Here is a 13,261-nt window from a genome sequence, read left to right as displayed (position 1 = left end):
CCGGTGAGGATTCGGAGAAAGCTGTTTCCAGAGCGGGTGCTCCACCTCGAAAGCTGTCGAACGGCCTACGGAAGCGACTCGGCCTTTGCGGCCGATCGCCGACCTTGCCCGTACGACGTTCCTCAGCCTCTATCAAATAAATCCTCGACTTCGTCGACGGCGTGCATTGTCGGCCCTTCGTCTCTCCGATCATCACCATCGTAGGAATTCTCAAAATAGCTGCGCAACGCATCCTCCACGTCATAGGAATCCAAAACACGCGCGACGTCGTCGGCATCGACATCCACACCAAGGTCAATGAACTGTTGTTTAATCAATTTCTCCAACTCATAGCTAGCATCGCCAACCTCGCCGTAATCGACTCGGGAAAACGCGGAGTACACATCGATGAAATCGGAAAAGCAATCCGATACGATATCTAGAACGTGCTCTTTTGCCGCTTGTACGTTTTCGGCATATCCTGAGATCTCCTTCGGGATCGCCAACAAAAGCGATGACATAGCTTTTATTTCGATCGCTGATTGAGTATTTTCAATGTTGATAGAGACAAAATTCAAAGCGTGCTCAGGTGTTACGATGAGTTGACCTAATCCCCATTCGATGCTCCTAAACGCGTGGTCAGTCGCATCGCCCAGTCCTTTCTCGAGGATGAATAAGACAGCTGAATACGAGGCCGACGACGGCGGTTTGTTTATGTCATCACATCGCATATAGACGTCAACGAGAGCCGAAATATAAGCAACACTTACCTCGTTAAACTTGGTGGCGGCAAAATGCTCAAACAATGCTTCGCAGATCGTCCTTACATTAATGCTAGACAGCAAGCCGTCGCCCCGAAGGCTTGCTAATGTTATCGTTGATCGAATAGTTCTAAGGCTCTGCAATCCAAGGCGCAATGCGACTATATCTTCAGCATATCGTCTCAACACGTAATCGCCGATAGATGGATTGAAAAGGTCGATTGTCGATGGCCCATGTGAAGATATTGCTCTATTGAGAAATGATCCCGTAAGCAACCTGATATTGGACTGAAATTCGTGCCGACCATGAAGGTGACGATTCTCGTGACAGGCGATGTATCGATGGTACGCCTCAGCGAGGGCGCTTTCATCAATAGCGTGCCCGTTGAGTACCACTAGCAATATAATTCCGCGGGCGAAGTCGTCTTGCTGCGCGACGAAAGGATTTTCCCAAACTTGGGATGGATTGTCTAAAGACTCACGGACGTATTCCCAATAGTCAGCATGTGGGCACACTTCTAGTCTCGAAGCATCAGTAACCAAACTGATCAAACGAGGATTGAAATTTTTGTGTCCAATGATTTTTCGATACCGCTTTTCAAAATAGAGCTCCTCGATGTATTCGTTATCAAGTTCTGAATGCCAAATATGGTTGTAAAGAATCTTCGCTTTGTCTAGTTCGGTAAGAGATTGAATTCTTATTTCGTATTCGTTTCTTCGAATATTGCTGTGCTCAAGTGAATCAATTAGGAATTTGCCTTGACTTAGGATTGTGCTTCTTGATGTAAGTACGAATCGCTTATTTTTGTTGGTTGCTATTCGTCGAATAAATTGAGTAATGTGACTGCCTTCGTGGCCCCTAAGGGCGTCCAAGTAATTTCGTCCCAAGAAATCATCAAAGTACACAATTTGCTTTTTGTCTGGATCGAATGCCGATTCGGCCTCTCGAATATCGTCGGCAATTCTCAAATAGGAAAAATCTTTGGCGACATAATGTAAGCATAGATGATCTGCTAATGTAGTCTTGCCAACTCCCGGCTCTCCTGTAATTATGACCACGCCTAGTTTGGCCAATATATTCAGAGCTGCCTGGTGGTTCTCGGTGACGACATACCGCGAGGACGATCTAACTATTTCCTCAAGCGAAAAGGCACTTCTTCCCAAAATGGCGCTGTTGACGATATGCCCAAGAATGTTGGAGCTATGAAGCCAGAGCTTGTAGTGCCTTTGTTCGATGTGAGCGTTATCTTTAAGTAAGTCGTTTAGATCCTCTTTTCCATATATGTCGCGTTCTGAGGCAATGTGGGGAGTAAGTGCTCGTTGAATCTTTTTTTTGTCCGCGCGCGAAAGCGAGTTAGAAATTGCTAGTAGATATCGGTGTGGCTTAAGCTTGTCAAGCTTTGGCTTCTCCTTGGACTCTAATGCACGAAGAAGTTGTCTAAACGGCGTGTTACTCCAATGTTTGCACTGCAGGATCACCTCTTTGCTTTCACTTGAAAAGAAACGTCCGTCAACACCAGCATCCCGACCTGCCTTGAATCGCTCGATCCGAGTGCCTTCGACCTCACCAATTAGATCAGCACATAGGATTTCAAACTCCTTGTCATTTAGTGGCTTGAAGTCATAATCAGACATGGTTGTCACCAACTCTTTGGGATGGGATTGTATGGTTGCGTTTTCATCAGATAGAAGCATCACTCATTAACGCAGTGTCGGGCCTATTTCACTGAGCGGCGGACTGTTCTTTTCCCTTGGAGAATGCGGATTGGACGATCTGTTTCAGCCGCTCTGGGATGGCGTCTACATCCAGGCCGACAAAGTGGTCTAGGGCGGCAAGAGCCTTGCCCTTTTTTGCTCCCTGATTCTTTGAAATTCCGCTCGCCTGTTCGAAATCGGGTGACAACACCTCAAGCGTACCGAGCGGCGTCTCAACAAGGGCGGCCATATGAGCATTCAACTCGAAGGTCCGCTGCTTCGATTTACGTTTGTCATCATCCCAACTTGCTGGAATAGGATCAGGCACTGGATCCTCGTCATGGATCACTACGTAGGGCAGTTGGAAAGCCTTTGCAATGGTGATGTAGAGGGGCAAGTTGTATTTGGAGCCGCAGTCGACGATTGATACATCGGTATCGATCACCCCGAGTCGCTCCGCCAAATAGGGCAGCAGCACCCGTTCGGTCTCTCCTTCAACAAACACCACGCGGCGTGCGAAGAACATCTCGGCCCGGTCTGGGTTTATCCATTGGGCCATTTGGAACTGCCTCTTGCGCTCGGTGAGGCCTTCCTCTTCAAACAGTTCGACGACGCATTGGCGTAGCCGGCTGCCAGCCACGGGGTCTTCCTTACTGACGATGGCGACTTCCTGGTAGTGGGCCAGATCCACAAAATGGGTGGAATGGGAGCACAGGAAGACTTGGTGCTCGGGAGTAGTGGCGATGTCCCGCAAGGATGCCGCCAAGCGCCGCTGGGCATGGGGATGGAGAAAGAGTTCGGGTTCCTCCATGGCGAATATGACCGACTCGGACTGCTTTCGCGGAGCCAGCTCCTGCTCGCCCTCGGGTTTGGCTCTCAGGGCCTTGGCCCAGGAGCGGAGCAGAGCGAAGATTACTGCCCGTTGTAGGCCATGACCCTTGCGGTCGGCTGTAGTTCGGATGCCGTCGTCTAGGTGCAGGTCGGTACCCAGTTCGAAAACCCGTTCGATATCGGGGGCCGTAACCTCGATGTTGACCTTAACGCCCCAGGTTTGCAGCTCTTCCTCTATGCCCTGTTCCAGCAATTGCAGCTCGTTGGGTTTGTCAGCCACAGTCACTTGACGGTCATTGAGGGAGGTGATCAAGGCCTTCAGCTGGTCTTTCACTTGGATGAACCGTTCATCACGTTCCGCCATCTCCCGGATGGAACGACTTAGCAGACGGCCAAAGGACGTGGTGGCCTTGATCTTGATCTCCTCGGTGAGGTCCCGGATGGCGGGTATCAGATAAAAATCTGGCAGGGTGCCACCGCCGATGTTCGCCTGCCCCAAAAACGCACCTTCCTCTAGGGCCTCGGTGAAGTGAAGTTCCGCCTCGTGCGCCTGGATGTAATGTTGTTGGGCCTCCTCCACCATCACCTTGGTGACGCGGCCCTCGGGCGGAACCAAATCCTTGAGGGGTGTGGCGCCGATCCTTTCCCGGCTGCTGTAATCCCCGGCGTTCTCCCCACGCAACCAGACTTCGTCGGGCTGCTCGACCCAACCGTTATAGGCGGCCTTCAACCCATCGTCCTTTCTGCGACAGGTCTTGCGCACGCGAACCGTGCCATCAGAGCGAACGTAGCGCTTAAAGGTATTCTTCTCTTGGTCCGTCAGTTCGCAGAAAGTCATCTCCACCCAGAAAACATCGTCCTCGCGGTGGGTGAAAAAGTCCGCTTCCGTCGGCTTGGCCGAGGTAGACAGACCGAACTCTAAGGCAGACAGGAGGTTGGACTTGCCGTGGTTGTTTGGCCCAAGCAGCGTCACCATATTCTGGCATTCTAGGTCCAAGTCGCGGATGCTGCGGTAGTTGTGAACCTTCAGGCGTTGTAGCCTCAATGTCTGACCTCCAATATGAACGAAGCCTGAACCTCGTGTGTAAGACGAAGCGTGCACTTCTGTATGTCTGAATAATAAATCAGCGCGACGTCGAATATGAAGTTGCCATGGGAGTCTTCTTTCGGAAGCACAGGCTCGAACGTTAGCCTTTACGCATCAGTTAGTTGTCCTTCACGCCAAGTTGGTATCAAGGTCTGTTGTCCGCCTTAAAACTGTCGTTCATTCGGAGCTAGTCGTCTGTCCGAAATGGCCGAGCTCTCGCCGTTGGGAGCACTTCCCCATCCAATGACCGCAGAAAAACAGTCACGAATCTGAATCTTTGGCCAATAGCGGTCGCTTGGGGGCAGAACGAAATGGCCATAAGGCTTAGTGCTGGTTGATTCATCGAGGGACTCTGGGTGGCCACATAGCAGAATGCCCTTAGGGTAGTAAGCCCCGAACACTCTGCTACGACATGTCGGCAGTTCTGAATGGCTCTACTCTGCGCCCAGCCGCCAAAGCACGGCGTATATTGTGGTCGGCTGTGTTGATATTTCAGGAGCGGCGATGTGGATTCTGCGCGCTATCGTTGGTTTGATGTTTCTAGGCGTTGCCGTTGCATCAGTGCCCGTCTGGTTTGACCGGCCGATAACGGTCATTGTGACAATGGTGTTCGCAGTATTGGGTCTTTGGACGATGGGCTACGTATCCCGTTTCTCGACTCAGAAGACGCTCGAAGAAGACGCGAAAAAGGAGCGCGAAATTCGAGAATCCAAGTCTTTCGGTTTGCGCAATAGAGTCATGGGAGCTATTGCGCTTTTCATGGGCGTTGCCTTTTTGTTCAGCGCGCATCAATCGCATTGGGAGCTTGGCTGGAAGCCAATTGCAGGCGGCGTGATGTTTGTCATCTTGGGGGCTTGGTACTTGATTAAGGGGCGTGACGCAGAATGAGCCGAAACCTGGCGATTCAGACCACCTGAAAAGTGCCGCGCGTAGTTTCCCCCGGCTGACATTGGCAATGACGCGCCCCCTTTGAGGTGGCCGTTTGCATTCGCCGCGCCGAAACCCGTCTTCCGCAGATGTGAGAGGCTGAGCGGCAATCAACGTCTACATTTTGTGGGGTTGATTGAGGTGCTCAGGCCGAAGAGCAGTCGCTGAAGCGGAGAGGCCTCCATACAGCGCTCTTGGCACCACTGCCCGACCACCGACGTTGGCCCCCGTCTGACTCTGGCCTGACTCCCATCCGGATCAAGCATTGACGTTGCAAGCCCTGAGTCCCGGTGTCGGTTGTCGGGCTTGCGCCGGGTGATATCGGTGTGGATAATTGCAAATAATTCGCATTTGCAATAGCGCATATCCACTGCCGATTCGATCCTCATGCCCACCGACTGCGCGCCTTCGCTTTCTGTCGATTGCCTCTACCGGGACAACCACCACTGGCTTCAGGGCTGGTTGCGGCGCCGGTTGGGGGATGCGGCCGAGGCGGCGGATCTGGCGCACGACACGTTCATCCGCTTGCTCCGCTCGCCCCGGCAGTTCGACAGCCAGCCGGAGGCGCGCGCCTATCTGCGGGTGGTCGCCAACGGGCTGTGCGTCGACCTGTGGCGGCACCGTGAGGTCGAGCGGGCCTGGCTGGATACCCTGTCTGCGTTGCCGGAAGCCGAGGTGCCCTCCGCCGAAGACCAATATCTGGTGTTGCAGGCGCTGCAGGAGATCGATGCCATGCTGCGCAGCCTGCCACCGAAGGCCGCACGGGCATTCGTGCTGTCCACCGCCTGCGGGATGACGCATCAGGAAATCGCCCGCGAACTGGGCGTGAGTTCACGTACGGTCGGCACCTACATCACCCAGGCCATGTTCCACTGCGTGCGTCTCGAAGCCGCCGGTCTGGCCGAGTCGCGCCCGGGGCAGACGTGAGCATCACGCCGCAGGCCTTGTGTGCGCCCAGCCATGAGGCCATGGAGCAGGCCGCCGCCTGGTTTTCGTTGTTCCAGTCCGGCAGCGCGAGCGAGGCCGATCATGAGCGCTGGCAGGCCTGGCTTGCCAGCGGTGCCGAATGTCGGGCGGCCTGGGCTTTCGTCGAGCGCGTCAGCCAGCGCTTTGCCCCTCTGCAGACGGTGTCGGCCCCCCGTCTGGCGGCCGATGCGCTGCAGGTTGCCCATCGACGGGTGGCCCGGCGCCGAACACTCCTGCTCGGTATTGCGGCCCTGGCGGGGCTGGGTAGTGTGCCGGGCGTGCTCGGCTGGCCGGCGGCTGGTTGGGTCGATCCGTTCGCCGCGGCCTTTGCCGACCACCGCACCGCCACGGGCGAACGGCGCAAGGACGTGCTGGTGGACGGCACACAGGTCTGGCTCGCCAGCGCCAGTGCGTTTGATGAAGACTACCGGCCCGAGCTGCGCCGCCTGCGTCTGCGTGCCGGGGAGATCCTGATCCAGACAGCCGCCGACACGGGCCGGCCGTTTGTGGTCGACACGGCTTGCGGGCGCCTGCGCGCGCTCGGCACCCGGTTCAATGTGCGGCTGGATGACGACGGCGGTGCGCAGCTTGCGGTGTATGAAGGTGCGGTGGAGCTGGTGCTGGCCGACACCGCCGCCCGCAGCGTGGTGCGCGCGGGGCAACAGGTGGTGTTCAACGCCGAGCGTATCGAACCGCCGACTCCGGCCGACCTCGCGCGGGCGGTGTGGGCGCGTGGCGTCCTGCTGGCGCAGGACATCCCCCTGGCGCAGGTGGTGGCCGAACTCGCCCGCTATCGCCGTGGCCACATCGCCGTGGCGCCCGAGGTGGCCGGCCTGTCGGTGCTCGGCAGCTATCCCCTGGACGACGTTGACGGCACCCTGGCCATGCTGGCGCAGGCGCTGCCCATCCGGGTGGAGCAGACCTTGCCCTGGTGGACCTCCATCGAAGCACGCGGCCGGTCATCGACGGCGCCCCGGTAACGCCCCGACACCCTGCAGGCAAGGGCGTGCGCGGCACCGGGCCGAAAAAATTTCACCCATGGCTTCCACATTTTTCCCGCTCATCCGGTTGACCAGGTGAGGACTCACACATCGTCGCCCTGCACGCCCCCCGCTTGACCGGGGCGTGCGAGTAGCCAATGCCGCCAGCGAGCGCCCCCATCGCCCCCGGGGATGCACCGCGTGCCGGCACCAGCCAATCCCCTGCCGACGCCCGACCCCGCCGCCGCGCGGGGGCGGTGGTCGGCCTGCGGACGCTGACGCGTTCCGGTCCGTGACTCGAACCAGAAAACGACTGAAAAGGGGTAATCCGAATGACTCGTCACCCATCGCCGCATGGCCGGCTCGCGTGCCACACGCCGGTGCCACGCCACGCCCTGCGCACCACGGCCCTCACCGTCCATTTGCTGCTGGGCGGCGTTGCCGCCGGCTGGATCGGCGCTGCCCAGGCGCAAGCCCCTGCGGCGGCCAGCGCGCGCAGCTATGACATCCCCGCCGGCCCGTTGAACACGGTGCTGACGCGCTTCCTGGGCGAATCGGGGGTGTTGCTCTCCGGCAGCACCGAACTGGCGCGGGGCAGGCAGAGCCCCGGTGTTCAGGGCCGCCTCACGCCCGACGCGGCGCTGGCGGCCCTGCTGGCCGGAACCGGCCTGAAGGCCGCGACCGATGACCAGGGGCGCTATGTGCTGCGACCGGCCCCGGCGGCCAAACCGCAGGCCCCGGTGCAGTTGCCCACGGTGTCCGTCCAGTACAAACGGGAGTTCCGCGTCTCGAAGGGGGCCACCAATCTCCCCATGGAGATCAAGGACACGCCGCAGACGATCAGCACCATCGAGCAGGAAAGCCTGCGTGACTTCGGCATCAGCTCCAGCAACGACGCGCTGCGCATGGGCACCGGCATCAACGTGGAAGCGTGGGAGACCAACCGGACGGGCTACAACGCCCGTGGCTTCGACGTGATGCTCACCCAGATCGACGGCATGGGCATGACCAACGACTGGGGGCTGGTGGAAGGCCAGATGGATACCTTCCTGTTCGAGAAGATCGAGCTGATTCGCGGGGCCAACGGCCTGCTCACCGGGGTTGGCAACGCGTCGGGCACCATCAACTTCGTGCGCAAGCGGCCCACCAACCACGATGGCGGCGAGGTGCAGATCACCGGCGGCTCGCATGACTTCAAACGTGTGGCGCTCGACTACAACAAGGTGCTGACCGAGGACGGTAGCTGGGCCGGGCGGCTGGTGGTGGCGCACGAGGACAAGGACTCGCACCTGCGCGCACTGCACGACAAGCGCACCGCCATTTACGGGGTGCTCGAAGGGCAGGTCGGTGACAACGGCGTGCTGACCTTCGGTCTGACCTACCAGGACGCCCGGCAACGTTCGCCCATGTGGGGCTCGCTGACGCTGCCTTATGCGGACGGCACCCTGGCCGATTTCGATGTGTCGGCCTCCACCTCGCAGGACTGGACACGCTGGAACAATCGGTCGGTCAACACCTTTGTGGAGTACCTGCACGCGCTGTCGCCCGATTGGGAAGCCAAGCTGAGCTACAACCACACCGAGGGGGATGGCAGCACCCGGCTGTTCTACGCCTACTCGCTGACCGGCTATCTGAACAACGACAACACCGGGCTCATCGGCTGGCCCTACCGCAGCCAGAGCGAGTCGAAGAGCGATATCGTCGATGTGAATCTCACCGGTCGGTTCGACGCCTTTGGCCGCCAGCATGACGCGGTCCTGGGGCTGAGCCATTCGAAGCAGACATCGCTCACCTACTCGTATGCGGGGGCCACCTTCCCGGTCTTGCCGGCCTTTCCGTATGCCGGCGACGTCTATCCCGAGCCCGACTGGGGTGCCAGGAGCGTGGCCTCGGATGGCGACCAGCGCATCACCCGCCTGTATGCCGCCACCCGCCTGGCGCTCACCGACCGGCTCAAGGGCATCGTCGGGGTCAATGCCATCCGTCTGACGCGGGACGGGACGGCCATCTATGGCGGCGGCACCAATCTCGACAACGAAACCACCGAGAAGGCGAGTCCGTATGTCGGGGTGACCTACGACATCACGCCCGACGCGCTGGCCTATGCCTCGTATTCGGACATCTTCCAGGCGCAGGACCAGCGCGATATCAATGGCGCCTTCCTGGCGCCGATGAAGGGCGTCAATGCCGAGGTCGGGGTCAAGGCGGAATGGCTCGATCGCAAGCTGCTGACCACCTTCGCCGTGTTCTCCGCCGAGCAGCAGGGGCTGGCGACCATCGCCGGGTTCGACGCGGTTGCCCAGCGCAACTACTACGAGCCGAGGGATGTGACCTCGCGCGGCATCGAAATCGAAGCCACGGGGCAGATCGGCGCGGATACCCGGATCACCGCCGGTTACACCGCGCTCAGGCTGACCGGCGAAGACGGCAAGGACATCTACGAATGGGTGCCGCGTCGCACCCTGAAGCTCCGTGTCGACACCCGCGTGCCCGGGCTGCCCGACCTGCGGGTGGGGACGGCCGTGCGCTGGCAGTCCGACGTCTCCAAGGACGGGGGCGCGTGGCAGGACGCCTACACCATCGCCGACGCCTTCGCGACCTACCGACTGAGCGACAAGGCCGCCCTGCGCCTGAACGTCTACAACCTGTTCGACGAGAAATATCTGCGGACGGTCCAGTACGGCGCCATCTACGGCGCCCCCCGAACCATGCTGTTGTCGCTCGACTACACGCTGTGAGCGCGCCCGGAGGCCGGACCGCCCGGCCTCCGGTGCGTCCAGTCGACGATACCTATTGAAGCAAAGGCAGAACGATGACGAGTGCAACTTCACAGGACACCGCCCCGACCCCTGATCGGGGCAATACCGACGCGCCCGGCAGGCGACCGTCATGGGCGCTCCTTCACCGCCTGGCGCTTGCGCTGCTGGGGGGCTATGCCTTTGCCTGGGGCTTCGTCTCGCTGGGCATGGCGGGGTCGGTGGCGCTGGGCATCGATTTCCACGAAGCCGAAACAGCGCTGTTGCTGCTCGTCTTTCCGGTCTATCTGTCGCTGTTTCTCTGGGCCTTTGCCGCCGCCCGGCTGGTGCGCGTCTGGGTAGTCCTGGTGGCCGGCGCTATTTCAATGACGGCTGCCGCCTGGGGCGTGCAGCAGATGATGCTTTCCTGAGGAGGCCTTGGCGATGTTCTCCCACTTCCGCCAGGCCATGGCCTGGCTGCACACCTGGATGGCCCTGGTGCTCGGCTTCGTGCTGATGGTCGTCTTCTTCTTCGGTACCCTGTCGGTGTTCGATCGCGAGATCGACCGGTGGGCGATTCCCGACACACGCTTCGACCCGCAGCCGATGCCCAGCTTCGATGCGGTGCTGCAACCGGTGTATGCGCAGCTCAAGCCGCATCCGGTTGATATGGCGGCGACCCAGGCGCGTGTCGTGGGGCCGTTGCCCGCGCCGGAGACCCTGCCCATGGCGTCGCTGTGGGCCTACACCACGCACCGCGACCCGGTGCTTCAGATCGGCGCCGAATTCGATGTGCCGAACCGGCTCAAGGACGCGGCTGACGAGCACGCGCATGTGCATGGGTGGGCGACCATCGATCCGCGCTCGGGCCGGTTCCTGCAAGCGGACGCGCTCAAGATCGGCAGCGAGTGGTTCTATCCCATGCACTACCAACTGAACTGGCCGTGGCTGAACCTGGGCTACTGGCTGGTCGGTGTGGCCGGCTTCACCATGCTGGTGGCGCTGGTGAGCGGCGTGATCATGCACCGCAAGATGTTTCGCGAATTCTTCACCTTCCGGCCCCGGCGGCGTACCCAGCGCAGCGTGCTGGACCTTCACAACCTGACCGGTGTGGTGGCCCTGCCGTTCCACTTCTTCTTCGCGCTGACCGGGCTGGTGATCTTTGCCGGCACGGTGTACTTCCCGACCAGCCAGACCCTGCTCAAACCCCTGCACAAGCAGCATGAGGTGCTCGAGGCGCAGCACACCGGGCTGCCGCATGAACCGGCCGGCATCGCCGCGCCGCTGGCCTCGGTCGACGCCATGGTGGCCGAGGCCCGGCGCCGCTGGGCAGCGCGCGACATGCCGGGCCACGTGGGGTTGCTCACCATCGAGCATCTGGGAGACGCCAACAGCTATGTCAGCCTGTATCGCGCCGGCAGCGACCAAGTGGCGCTGGTCGGGCAGGCCATCCACTTCAAGGCCAGTACCGGCGAGGTGCTGCGCGAGGAACCACCGCCCAGCGCGGTCGGGCACATCAACGAATTCCTCACCGGCCTGCATCTGCAGCACTTCGAACACTGGCTGCTCAGATGGCTTTACGTGCTGGGCGGGCTGATCGGCTGCGTCTGCATCGCCACGGGCTTCATCTTCTTCGTGGGCAAGCGCAGGCGCATGCATGCCGACACCGGCAGTCAGGGCGCACGCGTGGTCGATGCGCTGGCGGTGACCACCGTCACCGGCATGGTGATGGCGGCCGTGGGCATGCTGGTGGTCAATCGTCTGTTGCCGCCGGAGGTGGACGGCAAAGGGGCGTGGGAAAAACTCGCCTTCTGGGGGCTGTGGCTGCTCACCCTGGGGCATGCGTGGCTGCGCAGTCGGCCAGTGCTCAAGGCGCGCATGAACCCGGCCTGGCGGGAGCAATGCCGGGCCATTGCCTGGCTCGCCCTGATGGCGGTCGGCCTGAACTGGCTGACCACCGGCGACCATCTGATCAAGACGATGGTGACCGACCCCTACTGGGCCGTGGCCGGGGTCGATCTCGCGTTGCTGGCCACTGCCGCCGTGAGCATCTGGGCGGCACGAAAACTCGAAGGGCGGCAACAGCTTTGCGTCTCATCCACCGTCGCGGAGGGGGCCCATGGCTGAAGCGATCTGGTTGTGTCTGGCCGCCCTCTGCGCCGTCGCCGGCATGGGCTGGCTGGCCCTCAGTCTGGAGGTGCACTGGCGTCAGGTGGTGGGGCGCGACGCGGTATTGTGCGGGGGCGTTGCCGTGCGATTGCGCCGTGCCGGCGGGCTGGCGCTGGTGCTCTGCGCGGTGTGCTGCTTCATCGCGGATCGACCGTCGATGGCGGTGCTTGTCTGGTGGATGTTGCTGGCGGGCGCCGGCCTCCTGATTGCGCAGGTGCTTGCCTGGCGGGCGCACTGGCTCAGGCCGTTGGCGTTTCCGGCCCGGGGGTGATCCCGTTGCCGGGCGGGCAGCACGAGCCGGCGACGGACGAAAAAACGGGGCGCCAATGCGCCCCGAATCGGTCAAAGCAAGGGAGTCGAGAGGGAGGGTGACGCCCCGTGACCGGCGCTCTCAGAACCGGTAACCGACACCGATACCCACCAGCCACGGGTCGATGTCCAGATGGGTGAGTTTGTTGCCGTTGATGCTCACGTCGGTGCCCATCTTGATCTTCTTGACGTCCACGTTCAGGTACCACTGGTCGGCCAGTTTCACATCCATACCCACTTGCAGGGCGAGGCCGACGCTGCTGTCTTCGGTCTCCAGACCCATGATCAGCTCGTCATTGGTGAACAGGGTGTAGTTCACGCCGATACCAACATAGGGGCGGAACTGGGCTTCGGGCATGAAGTGGTACTGCAGCAGCAGGGTGGGCGGCAGTTGCTCGACGGTACCCAGGTCGGTGCCGTTGAGCTTGACGTTGTGTTCCTGCGGGTAGGTGAGCACCAGCTCGGCGGCGATGTTGGGGGTGATGAAGTAGCTGATGTCCACTTCCGGGATCACCTTGTCGCTCACATGGATGTCGTCTTTGCCCGCGAGGCCGGCAATGGCGTCGGACTTGTTGGCGGTGTCGATATTTACGGCACGTACGCGGACCATCCAGTCGCCCTGGGACTGGGCAAAGGCGGGGACGCTCAGGGTGGCGGCGATGGCAGCGACAAGCAGGGTTTTCTTCATGATCTGGCCTCGGTACAGGTGATTTGAAATCAAGCTTGGCGGCGACTTTAACCATTTCGTTATAAGGGTTAATGATCTGTATCAATGTCGACATCGCGACTCAAGGCGCGTTTGCTGCGAATTGTCGTGTTTGT

Annotated in this window: 10 protein-coding genes; 7 read left to right on the top strand and 3 right to left on the bottom strand. The window is 60.2% G+C overall.

Annotated elements, in window-relative coordinates; all coding sequences use genetic code 11:
* Positions 1-122: 122 nt before the first annotated feature.
* Positions 123-2,375 (bottom strand): nSTAND3 domain-containing NTPase, encoded by a 2,253-nt coding sequence (locus J0W34_RS20705; protein ID WP_227818157.1) that lies wholly within the window; start codon positions 2,373-2,375, stop codon positions 123-125.
* 88 nt (positions 2,376-2,463) lie between these two features.
* Positions 2,464-4,368: an ATP-dependent nuclease gene (locus tag J0W34_RS20700; RefSeq protein WP_227818158.1), complete on the bottom strand. Its 1,905-nt coding sequence runs from the start codon at positions 4,366-4,368 to the stop codon at positions 2,464-2,466.
* Positions 4,369-4,857: 489 nt separating this feature from the next.
* Between J0W34_RS20700 and J0W34_RS20695 the strand changes: the two genes are divergently transcribed.
* From J0W34_RS20695 to J0W34_RS20665, 7 genes are all read left to right on the top strand, one after another.
* On the top strand, positions 4,858-5,241 hold the full coding sequence (locus J0W34_RS20695) for a hypothetical protein (RefSeq protein ID WP_227818159.1): 384 nt from the start codon (positions 4,858-4,860) through the stop codon (positions 5,239-5,241).
* Positions 5,242-5,667: 426 nt separating this feature from the next.
* Entirely contained in the window at positions 5,668-6,207 is a 540-nt protein-coding gene (locus J0W34_RS20690; protein WP_227818160.1) for a sigma-70 family RNA polymerase sigma factor, read from the top strand.
* Positions 6,204-7,226 carry a FecR domain-containing protein gene (locus tag J0W34_RS20685; RefSeq protein WP_227818161.1) on the top strand — a complete coding sequence of 341 codons (1,023 nt, stop codon included), beginning with the start codon at positions 6,204-6,206 and terminating at the stop codon, positions 7,224-7,226. The genes J0W34_RS20690 and J0W34_RS20685 overlap by 4 nt, the downstream gene beginning before the upstream one ends.
* A 332-nt stretch (positions 7,227-7,558) precedes the next feature.
* Entirely contained in the window at positions 7,559-9,964 is a 2,406-nt protein-coding gene (locus J0W34_RS20680; RefSeq protein ID WP_230970044.1) for a TonB-dependent siderophore receptor, read from the top strand.
* 74 nt (positions 9,965-10,038) lie between these two features.
* Complete coding sequence (locus J0W34_RS20675; RefSeq protein WP_227818163.1) at positions 10,039-10,392, top strand: hypothetical protein; 354 nt, start codon at positions 10,039-10,041, stop codon at positions 10,390-10,392.
* Positions 10,393-10,405: 13 nt separating this feature from the next.
* Positions 10,406-12,088: a PepSY-associated TM helix domain-containing protein gene (locus J0W34_RS20670; protein ID WP_227818164.1), complete on the top strand. Its 1,683-nt coding sequence runs from the start codon at positions 10,406-10,408 to the stop codon at positions 12,086-12,088.
* Positions 12,081-12,401, top strand: a complete 321-nt coding sequence (locus tag J0W34_RS20665; protein WP_227818165.1) for a DUF3325 domain-containing protein — start codon at positions 12,081-12,083, stop codon at positions 12,399-12,401. The genes J0W34_RS20670 and J0W34_RS20665 overlap by 8 nt, the downstream gene beginning before the upstream one ends.
* Before the next feature lie 120 nt (positions 12,402-12,521).
* Here the strand turns inward: J0W34_RS20665 and J0W34_RS20660 are convergent, their stop codons facing one another.
* On the bottom strand, positions 12,522-13,127 hold the full coding sequence (locus J0W34_RS20660) for an OmpW/AlkL family protein (RefSeq protein WP_227818166.1): 606 nt from the start codon (positions 13,125-13,127) through the stop codon (positions 12,522-12,524).
* Positions 13,128-13,261: the final 134 nt, after the last annotated feature.

Origin of the sequence: Nitrogeniibacter aestuarii (genome assembly GCF_017309585.1) — a bacterium.
GTDB lineage: Bacteria > Pseudomonadota > Gammaproteobacteria > Burkholderiales > Rhodocyclaceae > Nitrogeniibacter > Nitrogeniibacter aestuarii.
The sequence above is the reverse complement of the archived record's forward strand: the minus strand, read 5'-3'. Positions and strand labels throughout refer to the sequence as shown.